Genomic DNA, 23387 nt, shown 5'->3' with positions numbered 1-23387 from the left:
TTTCTTTTCATACTATCAGAAATTGCAGTTTTTCACGAATTGAATGATTTTGTCTGTACATTATGGAGAAAAAGGATAAAATAGTGATAAATGTTAATGTATATTACTAATGTGCTAATGCAGGAATTTTATTATTATTAGCGAATTATGAAGCGAGAGAATAGTTTGTACGAAAAATCAGGCGATAAAGAAGAGGTGGTAGTATGGCGGGGAAAATCTTAATTGTCGACGATCAATTTGGAATTAGGATTTTGTTAAATGAAGTTATGGTTCGAGAAGGGTATGAAACTTATCAAGCAGCAAACGGTGTACAGGCGCTCGAAATCGTTCACCAACATGATCCTGATTTAGTTTTATTAGATATGAAAATTCCAGGTATGGATGGTATTGAAATTTTAAAACGAGTAAAGAAAATTAAACCCGAGATTCGAGTGATTATTATGACAGCTTATGGAGAACTCGATATGATTCAGGAAGCGAAAGAATTAGGAGCCATTACTCATTTTGCTAAACCATTTGATATTGATGATATAAGAAAAGCTGTCCGGGATTATTTACCGATTCAATCTAATTAATTCGACAATGTTCAATAAGTGTTTCCCATGAGGATGAAACGGTATATGGACATGCTTTTAGCTCTTTCTAACCATAACAACACGGCTGTCCTTATGAAAAAGAACAGCCGTGTTGCTATGAAAAGCAGTCTCTCACGTCTTTCAAGATGCCGGAGCGGGAATAAGCAATAATAAAATATAGCCTAAAAGTAAGTAAATAAACATGGGGTATTTGTTGCTGTTTTTTTCATGTATTGATATGCTAAAAGAGAAAAACATGAACTCTAAGCGATTGACCAGAGTCATTTAAGGGTATAGCTAGGGATTGGATACATGTTGTAAAAAATACTTAGATTTTTATTTACATAGGAGGAACAAACATGCCTTTAGTTTCAATGAAAGAAATGTTGAACAAAGCACTTGCAGAAAAATATGCAGTGGGGCAATTCAACATTAATAATTTAGAATGGACACAAGCCATTTTAGCTGCGGCAGAAGAAGAAAAGTCTCCGGTTATTCTAGGAGTATCTGAGGGGGCTGCCCGCTACATGGGTGGATTTAAAACGACTGTAATGCTTGTTAAAGGTTTACTAGAAGATATGAATATTACAGTTCCTGTTGCGATTCATTTAGATCATGGATCAAGCTTTGAGAAGTGTAAAGAAGCAATCGATGCTGGTTTCACGTCTGTCATGATTGATGCGTCTCATCATCCGATTGAAGAAAATATTAGTACAACAAAGCAAGTGGTGGAATATGCACATGCACGTAACGTATCTGTAGAAGCGGAAGTAGGAACAGTTGGCGGACAAGAAGATGACGTTGTGGCTGAAGGTGTTATTTATGCAGATCCAAAAGAGTGTGAACAGTTAGTAAAAGAAACAAATGTGGACTGCTTTGCTCCAGCACTTGGGTCTGTTCACGGCCCTTATAAAGGTGAACCAAACCTTGGATATAAAGAAATGGAAGAGGTTCGTGATTTAACGAAAATTCCATTAGTGCTGCACGGTGGTACGGGCATTCCTACGAAAGATATCCAAAAAGCAATCTCACTTGGAACATCTAAGATCAATGTAAATACCGAAAATCAAATCGTCTTTACGAAAGTAGTTCGTGATATTTTGAATAAGGATGCAAAAGTATACGATCCTCGTAAATTTATCGGACCTGGACGTGAAGCGATTAAAGAAACTGTTATTGGAAAGATTCGTGAATTTGGTTCGAACGGAAAAGCGTAATCTTTTTTAATAATCTATCTTATGTCCTTTCATGCAGGAGTTACGTTCATTTAGCATGAAAGGACTTTGTTATCAATTACTTACTTATTGGAGGCTTACTCATGAAATTTTTTATTGATACAGCAAATATTGAAGAAATTCGTGAAGCACATGCTTTAGGGATTTTAGCAGGTGTAACAACGAATCCATCACTAGTAGCAAAGGAAAAAGGCGTTTCGTTTCATGATCGTTTAAAAGAAATTACAAGCTTAGTGAAAGATTCTGTATCTGCAGAGGTTATTGCTCTTGATTTTGAAGGAATGATGAAGGAAGCAGAGGAGCTAACGGCCATCGCTCCAAATATCACGATTAAAGTGCCGATGACTCCAGATGGTTTAAAAACGGTAGCGGCTCTTTCGAAAAAAGGAGTTAAGACAAATGTTACGCTTATTTTCAGTGCTAACCAAGCGCTGTTAGCGGCTCGAGCAGGGGCTACTTATGTATCACCATTCCTTGGTCGTTTAGATGATATCGGGCAAAATGGTTTACAACTCATTTCAGATATTGCAGATATTTTTGCTATTCATGATATTCAAACGGAAATTATCGCAGCATCTATTCGTCATCCAATGCATATTACAGAAGCTGCTTTAAAAGGTGCACATATTGCGACAGTTCCTTATAAAGTTATTCTACAATTATTCAATCACCCACTAACCGACAAAGGGATTGAAGCATTTCTTAAGGACTGGAGCTCACGTGCAGAACAATAAGAATCTTTCTCGCTAAGCCATGGTGTTTTATGCGATTTTTATATAATCGTATAAAAGTCATTTTGACGTAGTCGCTTAGTTTAGGGAAATCGTATACGGGCAACTACGCTTCAGGTTACCTAAAAGCGAGCCAATCGACGAGTTTTCTTTTTATTTTTTCTTAATTTATTACATGAATTTGCCATTTTTGTGCACACTAATAAAATGAAAAAATAAATTTGTCGATTTTTGCACATGTCAATTGGAAAAAATAACTATTTAGAATATCTTCTTCAGTGCTTAGCGTAGAAGGGAGTTTAATATGGAAAAATTAAAAATAGCTGGCGGTTATCCTTTGAAAGGAAGCATTCGTGTAAGCGGTGCTAAAAACAGTGCAGTTGCTTTAATACCTGCAACTATTTTAGCGGATTCTCCTGTGACGATTGAAGGGTTACCAGATATTTCAGATGTGCAAACATTACAAGCGTTAATGGAAGAAATCGGTGGACAAGTTCGTTTTGAAGATGGAGAAATGACGGTAGATCCTAGGCAGATGGTTTCTATGCCATTACCAAATGGGCGTGTGAAAAAGCTTCGTGCCTCTTACTATTTAATGGGGGCTATGCTTGGGAAATTTAAAAAGGCTGTTATCGGTCTCCCTGGCGGCTGTCATTTAGGTCCTCGCCCAATTGATCAGCACATTAAGGGATTTGAAGCACTAGGGGCTAAAGTAACAAATGAACAAGGTGCCATTTATTTGCGAGCAGATGAATTAAAAGGAGCTCGTATTTACCTTGATGTCGTAAGTGTTGGGGCTACGATCAATATTATGTTAGCTGCTGTTTTGGCAAAAGGAAGAACCGTGATTGAAAATGCAGCAAAAGAGCCGGAAATCATTGATGTTGCTACGTTACTAACGAACATGGGTGCCAAAATTAAAGGAGCGGGAACGGATATTATTCGCATTGACGGAGTAGAGCATCTGCATGGTTGCCGCCATACGATTATTCCAGACCGAATTGAAGCGGGAACGTTTATGATTTTGGCAGCAGCCGTAGGGGAAGGGATTTTAATCGATAATGTGATTCCGCAGCATCTTGAATCTGTTACAGCTAAACTTCGTGAAGCAGGTGTTCAGATTGAAGTGGCAGATGATCAAATGTTTGTTTCACGAGGAGAGGGATTGAAAGCTGTTGATATTAAGACGCTTGTATATCCTGGTTTTCCAACGGACTTACAGCAGCCATTTACCTCTTTATTAACGAGGGCTAACGGTTCAAGCATTGTCACAGATACGATTTATGGCGCTCGCTTTAAGCATATTGATGAACTTCGTCGAATGAATGGGAAGATTAAAGTCGAAGGAAGATCCGCAATTATTGACGGTTCTGTTCAGTTGCAAGGTGCGAAGGTCAAAGCGAGCGACTTACGAGCAGGTGCTGCTCTTGTTATTGCAGGTCTTATGGCCGAAGGGGTGACTGAAGTAACAGGACTTGAGCATATTGATCGTGGATATAGTCATTTAGTAGAGAAGCTTTCGGGACTTGGAGCGACTATTTGGCGTGAAAAAATGACGCAAGAAGAAGTAGAACAGCTAAAAAGCTAAATTCTTCTCTTATTGTGTTATCGTATATGATATAATGTGTTATACTATTGTTGGTATAGAAATATAAAAAGTCATATATGTTAGTGAACACTGAGGAGGAACCAGTAATGGAAAGAAGCTTATCAATGGAGCTTGTTCGCGTTACAGAAGCAGCAGCTTTATCTTCTGCACGTTGGATGGGACGCGGAAAGAAAAACGAAGCAGATGATGCTGCCACTACAGCAATGCGTGATGTATTTAATACGATTCCTATGCAAGGAACGGTCGTTATCGGAGAAGGTGAAATGGACGAAGCTCCTATGTTATATATCGGCGAGAAATTAGGGACGGGAATTGGCCCTTTAGTTGATATAGCTGTAGATCCTTTAGAAGGAACGAATATCGTTGCATCTGGTAGTTGGAATGCATTAGCCGTGCTAGCTGTCGCTGATCAAGGCAATCTTCTTCATGCTCCTGATATGTATATGGATAAAATCGCTGTTGGGCCGGAAGCGGTTGGACAGATTGATATAAATGCATCTGTTTTGGATAACTTGAAAGCTGTTGCCAAAGCAAAAAATAAAGACATTCAAGATGTAGTAGCGACTGTTTTAAATCGCGATCGTCATGCTAAAATTATTCATGAACTGCGCGAAGCGGGAGCGCGGATTAAGCTCATTAATGATGGTGATGTAGCTGCGGCGATTAATACAGCTTTTGATCAAACAGGTGTCGATATTTTATTCGGTTCAGGCGGAGCTCCAGAAGGTGTTATTTCTGCCGTTGCATTAAAATGCTTAGGTGGAGAACTCCAAGGGAAATTACTTCCGCAGAGTGATGAAGAATTAATTCGTTGCGGGAAAATGGGCCTTGATGTAAATAAAATTCTCCGTATGGAAGATCTTGTTCGCGGTGATGATGCTATCTTCGCAGCAACAGGGGTAACGGATGGAGAATTGTTACGCGGTGTTCAATTTAAAGGACATTACGGTTCAACTCATTCAGTTGTTATGCGTGCAAAATCAGGTACTGTTCGTTTTGTTGAAGGACGTCACAGCATTGCGATTAAACCAAACGGTTTTGTGGGATAATTGAATCATTAAAATATTTGCATGTTATTTATGAAAAAGCGGGCGATGATGATCGCTCGCTTTCCCTATAAAAATTTTTTAAGTTGAATATTTAATTTAAAGGAAGTACAATAAAACTTAATTTCCTATGATATAAAAAAATATTCTACCTTTAACTCCTAACTTCAAGAAGCCTTCCATTTATTTCTTCATTAAAGTGAGAGTGTATCATCCTTTCTAAAAGAGAAAAGCCGATTCAGGTACAAGATTGTGGTTTTTCTTTCTATCCATTAATCATTTCTTTTTTCAGTATGGGTGAAATATGTCTAATTAACTAAAGTGTGGTGTCAGAATGAATTTAACTATTTCTAATTTAGAAAACATGAAACTAAAAGATCTATATGAGCACGCACGTCAGTATAAAGTGTCTTATTACAGCAAGCTCTCGAAGAAGGAACTGATTTTTGCTATTTTGAAGGCTCAAGCTGAACAAGACGGACTGCTGTTTATGGAGGGTGTATTAGAAATTATTCCTTCAGAGGGATTTGGCTTCTTACGTCCGATTAATTATTCTCCTAGTTCGGAAGATATTTATATTTCTGCGTCTCAAATTCGTAGATTTGATTTACGTAATGGGGATAAAGTATCGGGAAAAGTACGTCCACCGAAGGAAAACGAGCGTTATTATGGGCTCTTGCACGTGGAGGCGGTTAATGGAGATAATCCGGAGTCCGCTAAAGAGCGTGTGCATTTCCCTGGCTTAACGCCGTTATATCCAAATCGCCAAATTAAGTTGGAAACGACTCCTAGAAACTTATCAACAAGAATTATGGATGTATTAGCTCCTGTTGGATTTGGTCAACGTGGTTTAATTGTTGCCCCTCCAAAAGCAGGGAAAACGATGCTCATTAAAGAAATTGCCAATTCCATTACAACGAACCATCCTGATGCGGAATTGATTGTTTTACTTATTGATGAGCGTCCGGAAGAGGTAACGGATATTGAGCGTTCGGTAGCGGGCGATGTTGTAAGTTCAACGTTTGATGAAGTGCCTGAAAATCATATTAAAGTAGCTGAACTTGTGTTGGAACGTGCGATGCGTTTAGTGGAGCATAAACGCGATGTTATTATTTTAATGGATAGTATTACGCGTTTGGCTCGTGCCTATAACCTTGTGATTCCACCAAGTGGACGTACATTGTCCGGAGGGATTGATCCAGCAGCTTTCCATCGACCAAAACGATTCTTTGGTGCTGCTCGTAATATTGAAGAGGGCGGCAGTTTAACGATTTTAGCTACGGCATTAGTCGATACAGGTTCGCGTATGGATGATGTTATTTATGAAGAATTTAAAGGGACAGGTAACATGGAGCTTCATCTAGATCGTTCATTGGCAGAAAGACGTATTTTCCCAGCGATTGATATTAGACGTTCTGGAACAAGGAAGGAAGAGCTTCTGATTCCGAAAGAACATTTAGACAAGCTGTGGGCTATCCGTAAAACGATGTCTGATTCTCCTGATTTTGCTGAGAAGTTCCTGCGTCGCTTAAGACAAACGAAGAGCAATGAAGAATTTTTTAGCAAGTTAGATGAAGAAATGAAAAAGGGAGTTGCGAGTGCAAAACGCTCTTAGTCGAGAGCATTTATGAAACTACTTGCACAACGCCCATAGACTTGTTATAATAGATTCATGTGTTTTTACAATAAATGTGTGGTTATTGCAATCACATCTTGGTTAATATAACTCTGTTTCGCAAGATTCAGGGCAGAAGGAGCTGAAAAGAATGAAAGCTGGAATCCATCCAAATTATAAAGCTGCAAAAGTTATTTGCTCTTGTGGTAACACATTTGAAACAGGTTCAGTAAAAGAAGAGATCCGAGTTGAGACTTGTTCTGAATGTCATCCATTCTACACTGGACGTCAAAAATTCGCTGAAGCTGGCGGACGTGTTGACCGTTTCAACAAAAAATACGGCCTTAAATCATAAGGTGAAGTTAAAAAACAGGCAAGTGCATTATCTTGCCTGTTTTTTTATGGCCTTAAACGGATAAATGAAAAGGGATTTTTGTATTTGGCTCGGTAAAATGGATAGAAAGCGAATAATTCGGTATGCTGTGAAGTAAGTGAGCAAGGAGGATTCGAATGGCACAATTATTTTTTAAATACGGGGCTATGAACAGCGGGAAGTCTATTGAAATTTTAAAAGTAGCGTACAATTATGAAGAACAAAATAAGCCGGTCTTAATGTTTACTTCTGGTATTGATACAAGGGATGAAGTAGGGCATGTTTCGAGTAGAATAGGACTAAAAAGAAAAGCGATTCCTATTTTTGATGAAACGAATATTGTTAATATCGTTAAAGAGCATGCTGAAAAGCCGTATTGTGTATTAGTAGATGAGGTGCAGTTCTTAAAAAAAGAGCATGTTCTGCAATTAACAGAAATCGTCGATGAGTTAGATATTCCTGTTATGGGATTTGGTCTTAAAAATGATTTCCAAAATGAGTTATTTGAAGGAAGTCGCTATTTATTGATATACGCTGATAAAATTGAAGAAATGAAAACCATATGCTGGTTTTGCCATAGAAAAGCCATTATGAATTTAAGGGTAGACGAACAAAGAAAACCGGTTTATGTAGGGGACCAAATACAAATTGGCGGGAATGATACCTATTATCCAGTTTGTAGGAAGTGTCATGCTAATCCACCGCTATAACTTTGAGAATGGGCGAGAGATAAAGAATATTCCACGATAAAGCTGATTTTTCCTGTGCTAAGGGAGATCAGCTTTTTATATATGGGAAGGACATGTTCTGGATGCTCGTTTCGTTTTCCAGGATTGTTTGTAGTTCATTTGAATCTCTTTGACGTTCATTATTTGCATATACTATAATGAAAGAAGTGTGATTACAAAGTCGAGTTCTTGGTGCATGGCAGAGAACATAATGAGGTGAATAAGCGTGTTTGATCGATTACAAGCAGTGGAAGATAGATATGAACGGTTAAATGAATTATTAAGTGATCCGGAAGTGATTAATGATTCGAAAAAACTTCGTGAATATTCGAAAGAGCAATCAGATATTCAAGAAACGGTTATGACATATAAAGAATATAAATCAGTAAAAGAACAAATTCAAGATGCGAAGGCGATGCTTGAAGAGAAGCTGGATGCAGATATGCGAGACATGGTAAAGGAAGAGCTTAGTGAGCTAGAGGAAGCCGAAGAACAGCTTCAAGGGAAATTGAAAATCTTACTGATTCCGAAAGACCCAAATGATGATAAAAACGTTATTATGGAAATTCGCGGTGCAGCTGGTGGAGATGAGGCTGCTTTATTCGCTGGGAACTTATACCGCATGTACAGCCGTTATGCCGAAATGCAAGGTTGGAAAACGGAAGTCATTGAGACGAATGCAACAGGTTTAGGCGGCTTTAAGGAAATTATCTTTATGATTAATGGTCAAGGGGCATACTCGAAGCTGAAGTTTGAAAATGGCGCTCATCGAGTTCAACGTGTTCCTGAAACAGAGTCAGGTGGCCGTATTCATACGTCTACCGCAACAGTAGTCGTTTTACCTGAAACAGAAGAAGTAGAAATTGAAATTCATGATAAAGATATCCGTTTTGATACATATGCATCTTCTGGTGCAGGTGGTCAAAGCGTTAATACGACGATGTCAGCCGTTCGGTTAACCCACATTCCTACAGGCGTCGTTGTTACGTGTCAAGATGAAAAATCGCAGCATAAAAACAGAGAGAAAGCGATGAAAGTATTGCGTGCTCGTGTGTATGATAAGTTTCAAAGAGAAGCTCAAGCGGAATACGATCAAAATCGAAAGCTTGCGGTTGGTACCGGAGATCGTTCGGAACGTATTCGTACGTACAATTTCCCGCAAAATCGCGTAACCGACCATCGTATTGGTTTAACGATTCAAAAGTTAGATCAAATTATGGAAGGGAAACTAGATGAAGTGATTGACGCATTAATTTTAGAAGATCAATCTTCGAAATTGGAGCAAGCTAATGAGTAGTTCCGTGCGTAAAGTATACGAAGCCCTCAATTGGGCTTCTTCTTTTTTAAAGGAATACAGTCGTGATGCAAATGCTGGGGAGTTGTTATTGCAGCATATTTTACAAATGAGTCGCTCGCAGCTATTTGCAAGCTTGCGTGATGAATTATCGGGCGATGCATTCACTGCTTTTGAAAAAGCTGTCAAACAACATGCAGAAGGAATGCCGATTCAATATATTATAGGAAGCGAAGAGTTTTATGGACGAACGTTTTTGGTTAATGAAGAGGTACTCATTCCAAGGCCAGAAACAGAAGAGTTAGTGTATCATACGCTGCGCAAAATTCAATCGATGTTCCCTAAAGATAAAGAGGTACATGTAGTGGATGTAGGTACTGGCAGCGGAGCGATTGCCATTACCATGAAGCTTGAAGAACCGCGTCTACGAGTCACAGCGACGGATATCGCTAGTCCTTCCCTGCAAGTAGCGAAGCGGAATGCTCAAGCTTTAGAAGCGGATGTCCAATTCGTTCAGGGAGATTTATTGCAGCCCTTTATAGAAGCAGGTCAACAGTTTGATGTGTTATTGTCCAACCCGCCTTATATTCCAGATGCTGATAGGATGGAGATGTCTGAAGTGGTGACGGAGCATGAACCGCATCGTGCGCTATTTGCAGGTGTGGATGGCCTCGATTTTTATCGACGGTTTATGGAAGAACTGCCGTCTGTAATGCGTATCTCTGGATTAATTGGCTTTGAGGTTGGTGCGGGTCAAGGCGAACGTGTAGCCGAGCTTTTACGCGGTGCGTTTAGCCAGGCTGAAGTATCGGTGGAATATGATATAAACGGAAAAGATCGTATGGTATTTGCGAGGCTGGTCTAGACTCTTTAGGCAGCCTTTTTTATCCTACACTGTAAGACCCTGCTGACGTAAGTTTCACTTTATGGGAGAGCCTCTTTGAAATAAGCTGTGTACACAGCCGGTCTATATGAGGAAGTTTTTCAAGCCCCTTTCCCATCTCGCCATTTAGAAAATATATTAATTTACTAGTTTAAGATATGGAAAAATTGGTGAGACTGTGGGTACAAGGGGGCGAGAGGAATGAAGAAACGAAACTTAGCTATTATATATCTATTAATCTTAACAATAGGAACAATTATTAGTTTATATATACCGAAGCAGGAAACGGCACAAGCGGATACGATGGTTATTCCGGATGAGGCGATTCGTTTGAGAATACTAGCTAATAGTGATCGGGAGGAAGATCAGGCTGTTAAACGCTTAATTCGGGATGAAGTGAATAAAGATATTACAGAATGGGTGGCGGAATTAACATCATTAGAGGAAGCAAGGAAAGTGATTACGTCACATTTAGATGATATTCAGGCAACGGCTGAGCGTGTAGTGGCTGAGGAAGGATTGGATCAGTCGGTACAAGTGGATTTTGGTCAAGCGGAATTTCCAACAAAACTGTATGGTCAATATTTATATCCAGCAGGTGATTATGAGGCTGTTATTATTACATTAGGTGAAGGGGATGGAGCGAATTGGTGGTGTGTGTTATTTCCACCGTTATGCTTTCTTGATTTTTCAAATGGGACAGCGGTAAGTCAAACTCCATTTGAAGAGGAAGAAGTACCTGCTGAATCTGTGTCTGTGCAGGCCGCTGAGACAGAAAATAGTCAAGTGGAAGAAAATAAGACTGATGCCAATGTTGAAGAAATTGTTGAAGAGCAAGAAGAACAACAGCAAATCGCGCCAAAAACGGCTACTCCTAATCAACCTGTATATGATGAGGAAGAACGACAACAAGAAGAACCGGCACAAAAAGTGGTTACTGCCAGTCAACCTGTATATGATGGAGAAGAAGAGCCGCAAATCGTAGAAAAATCTTTATTTGCAGAAATCTTTTCTAAAGTATTTTAGATGATTTATACACAAACTTATCCACAATATGTACACAACTGTCAAAGTCACTGTGACATAATTATCCACAGTATATACACAGTTTGTGGATAATGTTTGTATTATAGTGTGTATTCTTCTATACTTTCTAAGTGTATGAGCGGATAATTGTTGATAGTTTATGTCGATATTTGTTGTTTTGATAACAATTTGAATTAAGATGAAATGTGAAGATGAAATGAAGGTGTTAGTTGTGGAAACAAAGCTTTGGATAGTGGATAAAACTGTGGATAATACACAGCCTTATCCACAGATAATAGAAGCTGCTCATTTATTAGCTAAAAATGAAGTAGTGGCCTTTCCAACAGAGACGGTATATGGATTAGGAGCAAATGCGAGAAGTGAAGAAGCTGTCAAAAAAGTGTTTGAGGCAAAAGGGCGCCCGAATGATAATCCGTTAATTGTCCACATCGCATCCCAATCTCAGCTTGAAGAGATTGTTGTGGATATTCCGCCTATTGCGAAACAATTAATGGATGCATTTTGGCCGGGGCCTTTAACGCTTATTTTGAAGCAAAAGCCTGGAACACTAGCTGCAGCGGTTACAGCTGGACTAGATACAGTAGCTGTTCGTATGCCTAATCATGCTGTAGCTCACCAATTAATTGAGGCAAGTGGTCTTCCTATTGCTGCACCAAGCGCTAATACATCTGGAAAGCCTAGCCCTACTTTAGCGAAACATGTTCAAGATGATTTATATGGTCGTATAGCCGGTATTGTGGATGGTGGTCCGACGGGAGTAGGGGTGGAATCGACGGTATTAGATTGTACAGAAGATATTCCAATCATTCTTCGTCCGGGTGGTGTGACGAAAGAGCAATTAGAAACGATTATCGGGCAAGTAAAAGAAGACCGAGCGTTCGTAAAAAAAGATGAGGCGCCAAAGGCACCAGGGATGAAATATACTCACTATGCCCCAAAGGCACCACTTACATTAGTAAAAGGTGAGCGTGCTTTTATACAGCAATTGATTAATGAGAAACGAGCAGAGGGAATGAAAGTAGGTCTACTTGCGGCTAGCGAGCATCAAGCGTTGTATGAAGCAGACTATATTGTAGCTCCAGGATCTTTAGCAGAGTTATCCACAGTTGCGAGTGGTCTATATGATGCACTGCGGCAATTTGATGATGTACATGTGGATATTATTTATAGTGAAGTGTTCCCGCAGTCAGGGATTGGTCAAGCGATTATGAATCGTTTGTTTAAAGCGGCGGGTCAACAAATGATTGAACAATAATCGATTGTATTTTAAAGTGAAGCACCCAGCTTATAATTAGCTGGGTGCTTCACTTTTTTATGGTTTCATTTTTGATTCTAACTTTTCTCCGATGTACATAGCTTGTATAAGTACAAGCATATTCGAGGAGGAATCGTATGCAGGCTGTTATGAACGAACTGATTACATTAATCATTATGGCATTTGCGTTAGGGATGGATGCCTTTTCTATAGGATTAGGTATGGGGATGTTTAAATTACGTCTAAAACAAATATTCAAGATTGGGCTGACAGTTGGTTTTTTCCACATTTGGATGCCCTTGTTAGGTATGATATGCGGTCGTTTTTTATCGGAACAATTTGGTACATTTGCTGCTTATGCGGGGGGCATACTGCTTATTCTTCTTGGAATTCAGATGTTATTCTCGGGTATAAAAGGTGGGGAAAGTGCTACGCTTGCACCGGTCGGCAAAGGGTTGCTAGTATTTGCTTTAAGTGTGAGTTTAGATAGCTTTTCCGTTGGTCTGACACTCGGAATTTATGGAGCAAGGACCATTTTGGCACTTACATGCTTTGGTTTGGCGGCGATGATTTTAACATGGAGCGGGCTATTAATTGGAAGAAAGATTCAAGGTCTTTTAGGGTTATACAGTGAAATATTAGGTGGAAGTATTCTTTGTGCCTTCGGACTAAAATTGTTACTGTTTAATTAAATACTAATACAGTTGTGAAAAAATTCATAAAAATTTAATAGTGCGTGAATTGTTTCTGCTCTTGATATACGTTACGATTAGGGGTGCAGGTAATTATCCCTATGAAACCAAGCTTTTGATGTAGTTGTCCCAATCGCTGATGCAATAGTAGAGCGATATACATAACGAAACTTCATAAGCTCTGGGATTTTGAAGTTCGTTGAATAAAGGGTTATGTCGGAAATGTGAAATTACTGTAAAAATTACAGAAAAAATCTAGTTTTTTACAGTAATAATATGTTACATTTTAATAATAAGTAGGCTAAAAGTACCGATAATACTCATAGGGCTGTCATGTATAATTATAAACATAAAGGAGGTCCAACAAAATGATTAAAATACTTTTCGTTTGTACAGGGAATACATGTAGAAGTCCTATGGCAGAAGCGATTTTAAAAGACAAGAATATTCCGGGAGTTAAGGTGAAATCAGCAGGTGTGTATGCAGCTACAGGTCAAGAAGCCTCCGTATATGCCGAAAAAACATTACGTGAGCATAATATTATACATCATCATTCCTCTATGTCGTTGTCAGAAGAAGAATTGGAGTGGGCTACTCATATTCTTACGATGACAGAAGGACATAAATCCACCATTATTAATTCTTTCCCAAAAACTTTGAATAAGGTTTTCACTTTAAAAGAGTACGTAAATGACGATATAACCAATATGGATGTTATGGATCCCTATGGTGGTTCGCAAGATGTATATCGAGAAACATTTAGGGAGCTTGAGTCCTTAATTACTAAACTAATTAAGAAATTAGGAGTATAGGCGCGTGTACAAGGGGGAAAAGCAATGGCAGAGAGAAAGCATTTTAAGTTCGGCTTACGAAAACAAATGGCCATTTTTATTACATTGGTAGCCTTAGTTACTTATACAACGTCAGGTTTGTTTATTTTTGTTCTACAACCATTATTTTTTCCAGAATGGAATTTAGTTGCTTTTATTATTATTACATTATCATTAGGGATTATTTGGTCAGGTATACTTGCCTTTTTTGCAGCAGGCGTGATTATCAATCCATTGCGCAAATTAGAGGCAGTAGCATTAGATGCGGCGAATGGAAATATTACAGAAGAAGTGGAATTAGCGAAGGCCGATGATGAAATTCGTTCTCTAGGTGTTGCTTTCAATCATATGCTGTTTAACTTAAGAGAAATGGTTCAAAGCATTGAGGGGAATTTTCAAGAAACGAATCGTAAAGTCATCCATATTTCAGAAGAAGCGAAGAAGGCTTCTCAGCAAGCGGAAACTATTGCAGCTACAATTGACGATATTTCAAAAGGTGCGGATACTTCAGCTGTATCTATTATGAGTACGGCTCAGTCTATGGAAGATGTCACGATGATTGCACATCAAGTACAAAGTAAGGCGAAAGCATCCGTTGCTTCTTCAAGTGAAATGATGAATGAATTGATGAAGAGTAAAGAAGTGATTGCTTCCCTCGTACAAGGAATTGAGAGTTTAGCTGAAGAAAATCGAGCATCCTTAAAGTCGGTCAAGCGTTTAGAGGAAAATGCAAATAAGATTGGCCAAATTATCGAGCTTGTTGGCGATATTGCAGCACAGACGAATTTGCTTGCTTTAAATGCCTCCATTGAAGCTGCTCGTGCTGGAGAGCATGGGAGAGGCTTTGCGGTCGTAGCGGAGGAAGTTCGTTTATTAGCCGACGAAAGTGCGAAAGCGGTTCAAGGCATCACTGGCTTTATTCAAAATATTCAGCATGAAGTTCAAGTTGTTGTTAGACAAATTACAGAGCAAGTGGCAGCTGCCAATGAAGGTGCGCAAAAAGGGGCCGAAACCGATGTGGTCATTGCCGATATGACGAAAAAAGTTCACAATGTGGTAGCGGAAGTTCAAGACATCACTGATCTTGTCGATCGTCAAATGGAGAGCATTGAGCATACGTCTCAGCAAACGGAGGAAGTAGCAGCTATTGCAGAAGAAACGTCAGCAGGAGCAGAGGAAGTAACGACGACTACACATGAACAAGCTTTAATTATGGAGAATGTAGATGGTTTGGCTTCGGATTTAAAAGAACAAGCAGAGAAATTGAAGCAAACTATTACTCGATTTCGGATTTAATCGTTGAGCAAGAAATCATGATAAGATTTCTTGCTTTTCTTTATCTTTTTATACTTTTGTGACACAATACATATATCAAATATCTAGGGGGATAAGGATGAAAGTAGCAATTGCATCAGATCATGGAGGAATTAAAATCCGTGAAGAAATTAAACAATTAATGGATGAATTACAAATTCCGTATGAAGATTTTGGCTGTGAATGTTCAACATCAGTCGACTATCCAGATTATGCACTGCCAGTTGCCGAGAAGGTGGCTCAAGGAGAATTTGACCGTGGTATTCTTATTTGCGGCACAGGGATTGGAATGAGTATTGCTGCGAATAAAGTAAAGGGTGTTCGCTGTGCGCTTGTGCATGATGTATATAGTGCAAAACTAACACGTCAACATAATGACAGCAATGTATTAGCTATGGGAGAGCGTGTTATTGGACCTGGATTAGCGCGTGAAATTGCACAAGCTTGGCTGACAAATGAATTTGAAGGCGGGCGCCATGCAAATCGTATCGGTAAAATTGCTGATTATGAAGGAAAATAAGTAAGTAAGCATTTTTGAAAGGATGCGCATGTTAGATGATGGATGAGGCTTCTTTTTCAATAGAATTAAACAAATGGAGAGAGCAACTTCGTACGATTTTAACAGAATTTCAAGACGCTGCTCAGTTAAATGACAAGCATTTGTTTGTGATTGGATGCAGTACAAGTGAAGTTATCGGCAAGCGAATTGGCACAGGTGGCACGCTTGCCGTAGCTGAAATGATTTACAGTGAGTTGCAAGCCTTTCAACTACAGACGGGGGTTGGGCTTGCATTTCAATGTTGTGAACATTTGAACCGTGCGCTCGTTTTACCGCGTGAAATCGCTGAGCAACGAGGATATGAAGAAGTATCTGTCGTTCCTGTTCGTAAAGCGGGCGGCTCCATGGCTACGTATGCTTATCAACAGTTAAATAATCCTGTTGTTGTAGAGCATATTACAGCCGAAGCGGGCATTGATATTGGGGATACATTTATTGGCATGCATATAAAACATGTGGCTGTTCCAATTCGAACATCGATTAAAGGGGTTGGACACGCTCACGTAACGCTCGCTAAAACGCGTCCGAAACTAATTGGCGGCGAAAGAGCGGTTTATACGAATGATGTCATGAATACCAGTTGTTAAATAAAGCTGAGGCAAGGGGTTGTAGCAGACAATCGTTTGCCTCAGCTTTTTCTGTTTTATTTTATCAGCTTTGTTAAATAATATTATTGATCATACGATTTTTGGCTCACCTGTCTGAGACTGTGTCTTACATAAATGAGTGAGAGTCAACAACGTGCCATTTTTATAATTCGCGTTGTAAAATAACGGTATAAGGAAGGATTATAACGGTGGGAGATGGAAAAAACGAACGATTTTTTCTTGTTTAAATTTAAATGTTCGCAAAAAAGAGACTATCGTTTCCAAAAAAGACGTGTTAAAATGGAGTAGAATTTTCGAAATAACTAAGCAGTAGGCTTTTTCATGCCTATTTTGAGGGCATGTTGTCCATAAATAAAAAAGCGAAGATACCCGCAACAATAACTTAGGAGGCTTTACGTAATGAGTATTTTAGAAAAACAAGATGAACAAGTGTTTAAGGCGATTCAACTTGAATTAGGCCGTCAAAGAAGTAAAATCGAGCTAATCGCTTCTGAGAACTTCGTAAGCGAAGCGGTAATGGAAGCACAAGGATCTGTATTAACAAATAAATATGCAGAAGGCTATCCTGGTAAACGTTATTATGGTGGCTGTGAGTATGTTGATATCGTGGAAGATTTAGCTCGCGACCGTGCGAAACAAATCTTTGGAGCGGAGTATGTAAACGTACAACCTCACTCTGGAGCACAAGCGAATATGGCGGTTTACTTTACAGTTCTTAAACCGGGGGATACAGTTCTTGGAATGAACCTTTCTCATGGCGGTCACTTAACGCACGGAAGCCATGTAAACTTCAGTGGTGTAAACTACAACTTTGTTGAGTATGGTGTAGATGAAAAAGATCACCGCATTGACTATAACGATGTATTAGAAAAAGCACGTGAACATAAACCAAAATTAATCGTAGCTGGTGCAAGTGCTTATCCACGTCAAATCGATTTCAAGCGTTTCCGTGAAATCGCGGATGAAGTAGGTGCGTACTTAATGGTTGATATGGCGCATATCGCAGGTCTTGTTGCAACAGGTTTACATCCAAGTCCAGTGCCGCATGCACATTTCGTAACAACAACAACGCACAAAACACTTCGTGGACCACGTGGTGGAATGATTCTTTGTAAAGAAGAGTTTGGTAAGCAAATTGATAAATCAGTCTTCCCTGGTATTCAAGGTGGTCCATTAATGCACGTTATCTCTGCGAAAGCTGTAGCATTTGGTGAAACACTTCAAGACGATTTTAAAGAGTACGGAAAACAAATTATTGCAAATGCAAAACGTCTTGGCGAAGGCTTGAAAAAAGAAGGCTTTACACTTGTTTCTGACGGAACAGATAACCACCTTCTTCTAGTAGATGTTCGTTCCGTTAACTTAACAGGTAAAGTAGCTGAGATTGTGTTGGATGAAGTAGGGGTTACAGTTAACAAAAATGCGATTCCATTTGATCCGGAAAAACCATTCGTTACAAGCGGAATTCGTATCGGTACAGCTGCGGTTACTTCTCGTGGCTTTGTAGAAGAAGATATGGACGAAATCGCGTCTATCATCGGTCTTGTATTGAAAAACCATGAAGATGAAGCGAAACTAGAAGAAGCAAGACAACGTGTAGCGGCTCTTTCTGGTAAATATCAATTATATCCATCACTTTAATCAAATAAGAGAGTGACGTAAAGGGACTAGCTTCCACAACATGATCATATCAATATGATCTCGTGGAGGCTGGTCCTTTTTCTTTTTGAAAAATCAGACTTTTAAACCTTTATTGAAGATTGATAGGTTTTTCTGTACAATGAGTTGATGTGAATATTAGAAGTGAAAAACATACGTCCATATTTTATCAATATTTAATATTTGCTTAGTAAAATGTTAATAATGGAGTAGTAACATAAATGAAGGAGAGATGCAAAATGGGAAAAGTATATGTATTTGATCACCCGTTAATCCAACATAAATTAGCTTACATACGCGATGTAAATACAGGAACAAAGGAATTTCGCGAACTTGTTGATGAAGTAGCCTCTTTAATGGCTTTCGAAATTACAAGAGATATGCCGTTAGAAGAAGTAGAAATTCAAACACCTGTTAGTAAAGCAAAAGTAAAAATGCTTTCAGGGAAAAAATTAGGGATTGTTCCGATTTTGCGTGCAGGTATTGGAATGGTTGACGGGATTATTAAGCTCATTCCAGCTGCAAAAGTAGGTCATGTTGGTCTATACCGCGATCCACAAACATTAAAGCCGGTTGAATATTATGTGAAGATGCCAAGTGATTTAGAAGAAAGAGAATGCATCGTTGTAGACCCAATGCTTGCAACAGGCGGATCAGCGATTGAAGCCATTCATTCTATTAAAAAACGCGGAGCGGTCAATATTAAATTCATGTGCTTAATTGCAGCTCCAGAAGGCGTAGATGCATTGAAAGAAGCGCATCCAGATGTTGATATTTATATCGCAGGTCTTGATGAGAAATTAAATGACCATGGCTATATTGTACCGGGACTTGGTGATGCCGGAGATCGTTTGTTTGGTACAAAATAAGCTGAGCGAAGAAAGCGACTGTACATTTTAAACAGTTGTTATTTTGTTTGACTATATGAAAAATGGGGTGTTTGATGTGATAAAACCAATTAAGGTTATGACCATTTTTGGGACAAGGCCAGAGGCTATTAAAATGGCACCGCTTGTTCTTGAATTTCAAAAGCACCCAGAATTTTTTACACCAATTGTGGCGGTAACGGCCCAACATAGACAAATGCTCGATCAAGTGCTTGATTTATTTTCTATCCAGCCTGATTATGACTTAAATATTATGAAAGACCGTCAAACACTGGCGGATATTACAACAAAAGCGCTGTCTGGCTTAGACCGTGTGATGAAAGAAGCTGAGCCAGATATTGTCCTTGTACATGGAGATACGACGACGACATTTGCGGCAAGTCTTGCTGCCTACTATAACCAAATTATTATTGGTCACGTTGAAGCTGGTTTACGAACGTGGAATAAATACTCTCCATACCCTGAAGAGATGAATCGCCAGTTAACGGGTACGCTGGCTGATCTTCATTTCGCTCCAACGCTCCAAGCCGAACAAAATTTAGTTCAAGAACATAAAACGAACCATATTTTTGTTACAGGTAATACCGCAACCGATGCGTTAAAAACAACCGTTCAAGCTGCCTATTCTCATCCAGTTTTATCGGCACTTGGAGAGGATCGTCTTGTTTTATTAACGGCACATCGTCGTGAGAACTTAGGGGAGCCGATGCGAAATATTTTTCGTGCGGTAAAGCGGATTGTGATGGAGCAAGAAGATGTTCAAGTCGTATACCCGGTTCATCTGAATCCAGCTGTTCGGGAATTGGCGGAGGAGATACTAGGTAATGATCCGCGCATTCATTTAATTGAACCATTAGATGTGTTAGATTTTCATAACTTTGCAGCAAGAGCGTATTTGATTTTGACAGACTCGGGCGGTATACAAGAAGAAGCTCCTTCACTTGGGGTACCGGTGCTTGTTTTGCGAGATACGACAGAGCGTCCAGAGGGGATTGCGGCTGGTACGTTACGCTTAGCTGGAACGGATGAGGAAACGGTTTATAAACTGACGCATGAATTGCTGACGAATCGTGATGAGCATGACAAGATGTCAAAAGCTTCGAATCCATATGGAGATGGACATGCTTCAGAGCGGATAGCAAAAGCCATTCGTTATTATTTTAAACAAATTGATATGCCGCCAAATCGATTTGAACCTGAGAAAGAGGTTGTCTAACTTTAGACAGCTTCTTTTTTATGTGTATTATTTGGAAGTATCTTGATGAAATCCCGCCAAATGGCTGGATGATCCCGCTAATTATGAAGGGAATCCCGCCAAATTCCTTCATAATCCCGCCAACTTTCTACGTATACTCTCTCTTTGTTGTGAAATTATAACCCTAAAGGGGGGAGGCGACTGCATGTGAAAAGGCTGATTTGGTTAATAAGCTTTTTGTTAGTTTTGGGAAGTAGTAGTGGATTTGCGGCGATTCATGTCCCGCCATTACCAAAGGTTTCAGAATTAACACGTACAACAGCGGTTGTAATTCTTAAGGACACGATGAAGAAAGAGCAAATTGAGCAGGTGTTAAAAAAATATCCCTCACTAAAGCTAAGAACTATATATAAACATGCGATTACAGGCTTTTCTGTATCAGGGAAAAAGCGTGATGTAGCCAAATTACAACAAGAATCGTTTATTCAAGCGGTAACGGAAATAGCCGTTTATCATGCTGCGTTAGATGAGAGTGTCCCCTTTATTGGAGGCGACCAAGTAAGAGGGGTATATGATTCAAGGAAACAACGAATAACAGGAAAAGGAATTAAAGTGGGGGTTATTGATACAGGGATTGATTATACACATCCGGACTTAAAGCATGCTTATAAAGGAGGCAAAGATCTTGTCGACCATGATAATGACCCAATGGAAACGAGGGGAAACCCTGAGTTGGCAACTATTCATGGGACACATGTTGCTGGAATTATTGCAGCAAACGGAAAGGTGAAAGGGGTTGCCCCTGAAGCTGAAATTTATGCTTACCGTGCTTTAGGACCAGGAGGATCGGGGGATACAGAGCAAGTGTTGTTAGCGATTGATGCCGCTATTGAAGATGGGGTTGATGTGTTAAATTTGTCACTTGGCAATGAAGTGAATGGCCCGGATTTACCAATATCTTTGGCTCTGAATAAAGCCGTAGATCAAGGTATTGTTGCGGTTACTTCAAACGGCAATTCAGGTCCAGCCGTTTGGACAGTTGGTTCCCCGGGAACATCAGAAAAGGCGATATCTGTTGGAGCCTCTACACCACCGATGAAAGTTCCATACCTTATATATGGGCTCGGAACAGAGAAGCAAGAAGTAAGTCTGCTGCCTGTACAAGGGGCAAAAGAGTGGTCTATCGCTTCTTCAGAAAACATAGTAGATGGTGGGCTTGGCGAACGAAAAGAATTAAAAGGTGTTCAAGGGAAAATTGTTCTTATTCAACGAGGGAAATTAAGTTTTTTGGATAAAGTGAAAAATGCGAAAAAAGCAGGAGCTAAGGCTGTCATTATTTTTAATAATACAAAAGGGTCTTTTACAGCTGGGTTAGGGAAAGATGTCAACCTTCCTGCAGCAACGATTCCAAAAAAGGATGGAGAGCGGATTAAAAGGATGATTTCTAATAAAGAAGGCCGGCCCGTCAGCTTTGTTTATCGAAAGGAACAAGATAGACTAGCTGATTTTAGCTCAAGGGGGCCAGTGACCGTAAGCTGGAATATTAAACCTGATATTCTCGCTCCAGGTGTCGGGATTTATAGTACGATTCCTAATGGATATACGGAACTTGCTGGAACAAGTATGTCAGCTCCCCATGTTGCTGGAGCTTGTGCTCTATTGCTGCAAGCTCACCCTAATTGGACACCAAACCAAATCAAATCAGCTTTGATGACAACAGCCAAGCCTTTAAAGAATAAGAGTCGAGACTGGTATCATACGTTTGAACAAGGGGCAGGCCGGTTGCAGATTGCGGAAGCTCTTAAGGCAGATACTTTGTTATATCCGAGTTCTCTTTCGTTTGGGATGTATACACGAAAAGAAGGGATTGACGAACATCAAGAAGAAATTGTGGTAGAAAATACGGGGCCTGCAGAGCAGCATTACTCGTTTCGTATGCCGTTAAAAGAACCAGGTATTACTTGGAATTTGCCAACAATCTTTACCGTTCAGCCAGGTGAAAAGAAAAAGTTGATAATCGGATTACAAATAAACCCATCTGAAATGAAGAAAGGGGTCTATGACGGATATCTTATTTTAATGGAAGGAACTAGGGAAATCAACTTGCCATTCTTGTATGTAAAAGAAGAACCGGATTACCCTAGAATTATGGGATTTGAATTTGGCCAAGGAGATAAAATAGGCACGTATCGCTATGAAATGTATTTACCTCGTGGAGCAGATGAATTTGGCATTGCCCTGTATGATGCAGATAGCTTAGCCTTTGTTGGGTTTATGGACTGGAAAAAAACGGTCCCGCCAGGACTTATTAAACGAGAAGTAACAGGAAAGAAACTACCTCCATCTGGGATATATAAAGCCATTATTTTTGCCAAAAGAGGCACAAGGGAAGATCGAATTGAAACGATGATACACATCGATTAAAAAGGTTGTCAAGTCAAAATTCGACAAAAGATGTGAACAATTCGTTAAAACTTACGAATCTGTGACAAATTTCACTAACCACTCATTGACATTGATTCTAGCCTATTGTATGCTAACTAAGGATATGAAATGAGAGGGTTTTCAAGTGCGAAAAATGTCGTTTGAATACCACTTTCTTCCTTGATTTATCCATCACCAAATTCAACCACGAGGATGCGATTATGAGTCAGAACAAGCGCCACCCATTTAAGGCCATGGCATTGATTTCAGTGATTCTTTCACAATTAGTCGGTCCAATCTTGATAGGTATTTTCTTTGGAAAATGGCTTGATAGCACATTTAATACCGAACCGCTGCTTTTAGTGGTAGGCCTTCTAATAGGACTTGCTACCGGCATTATTGCAATGCTCAGCACAGTTCGACAATATTTCTAGGGAGATTATATGACAACATGCCAGAATTAGATACTATGTTCATTAGGCAACGAAAGTACATTTTGTATTTATTGAGTATTTACATACTAGGAGCAGCATTTACTCCGTATGATACAATTTTCCAAGGACTTATGCTTGGAACAATGTGTAGCCTAATTAATTTCTGGTCAATGGTCAAAAAAAACAGAAAATTCACTGAGGCAGCAGCAGCAGGCAGAAAGATGAAGTCCCTTGGCAGCGTGACAAGAATGTCAGTAGGAGCCCTAGCTGCGGTGATCGCTTTACAGTATCCTGACAAGTTTCAAATAGCAAGTGTGGTTATGGGATTAATGACAGCCTATTTTGTCATTATGATAGATTATTTTATACAAATTTTACGTCGCTAGTAAAGAAG

Annotated in this window: 23 protein-coding genes; all 23 read left to right on the top strand. The window is 39.5% G+C overall.

All coding sequences use genetic code 11. From position 1 onward, the window contains the following. Positions 1-203 precede the first annotated feature (203 nt). The 23 genes from BAOM_RS22715 to BAOM_RS22605 all read left to right on the top strand — a co-directional run bounded on the left by BAOM_RS22715 (position 204) and on the right by BAOM_RS22605 (position 23379). Complete coding sequence (locus tag BAOM_RS22715; protein WP_119116223.1) at positions 204-575, top strand: response regulator; 372 nt, start codon at positions 204-206, stop codon at positions 573-575. Positions 576-934: 359 nt separating this feature from the next. Next, complete coding sequence (locus tag BAOM_RS22710) at positions 935-1792, top strand: class II fructose-bisphosphate aldolase (protein WP_127762224.1); 858 nt, start codon at positions 935-937, stop codon at positions 1790-1792. Positions 1793-1893: 101 nt separating this feature from the next. After that, positions 1894-2544: a fructose-6-phosphate aldolase gene (gene fsa / locus BAOM_RS22705; protein WP_127762223.1), complete on the top strand. Its 651-nt coding sequence runs from the start codon at positions 1894-1896 to the stop codon at positions 2542-2544. A gap of 301 nt (positions 2545-2845) precedes the next feature. Continuing rightward, entirely contained in the window at positions 2846-4129 is a 1284-nt protein-coding gene (locus tag BAOM_RS22700) for a UDP-N-acetylglucosamine 1-carboxyvinyltransferase (protein ID WP_127762222.1), read from the top strand. 107 nt (positions 4130-4236) lie between these two features. Beyond that, positions 4237-5199, top strand: a complete 963-nt coding sequence (gene glpX, locus BAOM_RS22695) for a class II fructose-bisphosphatase (RefSeq protein WP_127762221.1) — start codon at positions 4237-4239, stop codon at positions 5197-5199. Between the two features lie 331 nt (positions 5200-5530). Next, on the top strand, positions 5531-6811 hold the full coding sequence (gene rho, locus BAOM_RS22690) for a transcription termination factor Rho (RefSeq protein WP_119115803.1): 1281 nt from the start codon (positions 5531-5533) through the stop codon (positions 6809-6811). Positions 6812-6962: 151 nt separating this feature from the next. Beyond that, positions 6963-7166, top strand: coding sequence for a 50S ribosomal protein L31 (rpmE, locus tag BAOM_RS22685; protein ID WP_127762220.1), 204 nt, complete (start codon positions 6963-6965; stop codon positions 7164-7166). A 155-nt stretch (positions 7167-7321) separates the two neighbouring features. Next, positions 7322-7894: a thymidine kinase gene (locus BAOM_RS22680; RefSeq protein WP_127762219.1), complete on the top strand. Its 573-nt coding sequence runs from the start codon at positions 7322-7324 to the stop codon at positions 7892-7894. A gap of 244 nt (positions 7895-8138) precedes the next feature. Next, positions 8139-9209 carry a peptide chain release factor 1 gene (gene prfA, locus BAOM_RS22675; RefSeq protein WP_127762218.1) on the top strand — a complete coding sequence of 357 codons (1071 nt, stop codon included), beginning with the start codon at positions 8139-8141 and terminating at the stop codon, positions 9207-9209. Further along, positions 9202-10071: a peptide chain release factor N(5)-glutamine methyltransferase gene (prmC, locus tag BAOM_RS22670; RefSeq protein WP_127762217.1), complete on the top strand. Its 870-nt coding sequence runs from the start codon at positions 9202-9204 to the stop codon at positions 10069-10071. The genes prfA and prmC overlap by 8 nt, the downstream gene beginning before the upstream one ends. A 219-nt stretch (positions 10072-10290) precedes the next feature. After that, a complete protein-coding gene (gene spoIIR, locus BAOM_RS22665) occupies positions 10291-11115 on the top strand; it encodes a stage II sporulation protein R (RefSeq protein ID WP_127762216.1) in 825 nt (274 codons plus the stop codon). Between the two features lie 232 nt (positions 11116-11347). Further along, the gene (locus tag BAOM_RS22660) at positions 11348-12391 is read left to right on the top strand and encodes an L-threonylcarbamoyladenylate synthase (RefSeq protein ID WP_127762215.1); all 1044 of its coding nucleotides are present in this window, start codon (positions 11348-11350) and stop codon (positions 12389-12391) included. Positions 12392-12528: 137 nt separating this feature from the next. Beyond that, entirely contained in the window at positions 12529-13083 is a 555-nt protein-coding gene (locus BAOM_RS22655) for a manganese efflux pump MntP (protein ID WP_127762214.1), read from the top strand. Positions 13084-13451: 368 nt separating this feature from the next. Beyond that, positions 13452-13895, top strand: a complete 444-nt coding sequence (locus BAOM_RS22650; protein ID WP_127762213.1) for a low molecular weight protein arginine phosphatase — start codon at positions 13452-13454, stop codon at positions 13893-13895. Positions 13896-13919: 24 nt separating this feature from the next. Next, positions 13920-15209, top strand: coding sequence for a methyl-accepting chemotaxis protein (locus tag BAOM_RS22645; RefSeq protein WP_127762212.1), 1290 nt, complete (start codon positions 13920-13922; stop codon positions 15207-15209). A 97-nt stretch (positions 15210-15306) separates the two neighbouring features. Next, the gene (gene rpiB / locus BAOM_RS22640; RefSeq protein ID WP_127762211.1) at positions 15307-15747 is read left to right on the top strand and encodes a ribose 5-phosphate isomerase B; all 441 of its coding nucleotides are present in this window, start codon (positions 15307-15309) and stop codon (positions 15745-15747) included. A 38-nt stretch (positions 15748-15785) separates the two neighbouring features. Next, positions 15786-16373 carry a TIGR01440 family protein gene (locus tag BAOM_RS22635; RefSeq protein ID WP_127762696.1) on the top strand — a complete coding sequence of 196 codons (588 nt, stop codon included), beginning with the start codon at positions 15786-15788 and terminating at the stop codon, positions 16371-16373. Between the two features lie 420 nt (positions 16374-16793). Further along, positions 16794-18035 (top strand): serine hydroxymethyltransferase, encoded by a 1242-nt coding sequence (gene glyA, locus BAOM_RS22630; protein ID WP_119115793.1) that lies wholly within the window; start codon positions 16794-16796, stop codon positions 18033-18035. A gap of 257 nt (positions 18036-18292) precedes the next feature. Further along, positions 18293-18922 (top strand): uracil phosphoribosyltransferase, encoded by a 630-nt coding sequence (gene upp / locus BAOM_RS22625; protein WP_119115792.1) that lies wholly within the window; start codon positions 18293-18295, stop codon positions 18920-18922. A gap of 97 nt (positions 18923-19019) precedes the next feature. Further along, positions 19020-20156, top strand: a complete 1137-nt coding sequence (wecB, locus tag BAOM_RS22620; protein WP_373995352.1) for a non-hydrolyzing UDP-N-acetylglucosamine 2-epimerase — start codon at positions 19020-19022, stop codon at positions 20154-20156. Positions 20157-20342: 186 nt separating this feature from the next. Then, on the top strand, positions 20343-22559 hold the full coding sequence (locus BAOM_RS22615) for a S8 family serine peptidase (RefSeq protein ID WP_127762209.1): 2217 nt from the start codon (positions 20343-20345) through the stop codon (positions 22557-22559). A 221-nt stretch (positions 22560-22780) separates the two neighbouring features. Then, positions 22781-22993, top strand: a complete 213-nt coding sequence (locus BAOM_RS22610; RefSeq protein ID WP_127762208.1) for an AtpZ/AtpI family protein — start codon at positions 22781-22783, stop codon at positions 22991-22993. A 17-nt stretch (positions 22994-23010) separates the two neighbouring features. Then, positions 23011-23379 (top strand): ATP synthase subunit I, encoded by a 369-nt coding sequence (locus tag BAOM_RS22605; RefSeq protein WP_127762207.1) that lies wholly within the window; start codon positions 23011-23013, stop codon positions 23377-23379. The last annotated feature ends 8 nt before the right edge of the window (positions 23380-23387 follow it).

Source organism: Peribacillus asahii (genome assembly GCF_004006295.1).
Lineage (GTDB): Bacteria > Bacillota > Bacilli > Bacillales > DSM-1321 > Peribacillus > Peribacillus asahii_A.
Note: the sequence above shows the minus strand (reverse complement) of the source record. Positions and strands in the feature narration are given on the sequence as shown.

Coding starts and splice junctions, on each gene's coding strand:
- BAOM_RS22605 (WP_127762207.1), top strand. CDS start 23,011: ATGCCAGAATTAGATACTATGTTCATTAGGCAACGAAAGTACATTTTG.
- rpmE (WP_127762220.1), top strand. CDS start 6,963: ATGAAAGCTGGAATCCATCCAAATTATAAAGCTGCAAAAGTTATTTGC.
- prmC (WP_127762217.1), top strand. CDS start 9,202: ATGAGTAGTTCCGTGCGTAAAGTATACGAAGCCCTCAATTGGGCTTCT.
- BAOM_RS22710 (WP_127762224.1), top strand. CDS start 935: ATGCCTTTAGTTTCAATGAAAGAAATGTTGAACAAAGCACTTGCAGAA.
- upp (WP_119115792.1), top strand. CDS start 18,293: ATGGGAAAAGTATATGTATTTGATCACCCGTTAATCCAACATAAATTA.
- rpiB (WP_127762211.1), top strand. CDS start 15,307: ATGAAAGTAGCAATTGCATCAGATCATGGAGGAATTAAAATCCGTGAA.
- glpX (WP_127762221.1), top strand. CDS start 4,237: ATGGAAAGAAGCTTATCAATGGAGCTTGTTCGCGTTACAGAAGCAGCA.
- spoIIR (WP_127762216.1), top strand. CDS start 10,291: ATGAAGAAACGAAACTTAGCTATTATATATCTATTAATCTTAACAATA.
- BAOM_RS22680 (WP_127762219.1), top strand. CDS start 7,322: ATGGCACAATTATTTTTTAAATACGGGGCTATGAACAGCGGGAAGTCT.
- BAOM_RS22655 (WP_127762214.1), top strand. CDS start 12,529: ATGCAGGCTGTTATGAACGAACTGATTACATTAATCATTATGGCATTT.
- BAOM_RS22650 (WP_127762213.1), top strand. CDS start 13,452: ATGATTAAAATACTTTTCGTTTGTACAGGGAATACATGTAGAAGTCCT.
- wecB (WP_373995352.1), top strand. CDS start 19,020: ATGACCATTTTTGGGACAAGGCCAGAGGCTATTAAAATGGCACCGCTT.
- BAOM_RS22715 (WP_119116223.1), top strand. CDS start 204: ATGGCGGGGAAAATCTTAATTGTCGACGATCAATTTGGAATTAGGATT.
- rho (WP_119115803.1), top strand. CDS start 5,531: ATGAATTTAACTATTTCTAATTTAGAAAACATGAAACTAAAAGATCTA.
- BAOM_RS22610 (WP_127762208.1), top strand. CDS start 22,781: ATGAGTCAGAACAAGCGCCACCCATTTAAGGCCATGGCATTGATTTCA.
- BAOM_RS22700 (WP_127762222.1), top strand. CDS start 2,846: ATGGAAAAATTAAAAATAGCTGGCGGTTATCCTTTGAAAGGAAGCATT.
- fsa (WP_127762223.1), top strand. CDS start 1,894: ATGAAATTTTTTATTGATACAGCAAATATTGAAGAAATTCGTGAAGCA.
- glyA (WP_119115793.1), top strand. CDS start 16,794: ATGAGTATTTTAGAAAAACAAGATGAACAAGTGTTTAAGGCGATTCAA.
- BAOM_RS22635 (WP_127762696.1), top strand. CDS start 15,786: ATGGATGAGGCTTCTTTTTCAATAGAATTAAACAAATGGAGAGAGCAA.
- BAOM_RS22645 (WP_127762212.1), top strand. CDS start 13,920: ATGGCAGAGAGAAAGCATTTTAAGTTCGGCTTACGAAAACAAATGGCC.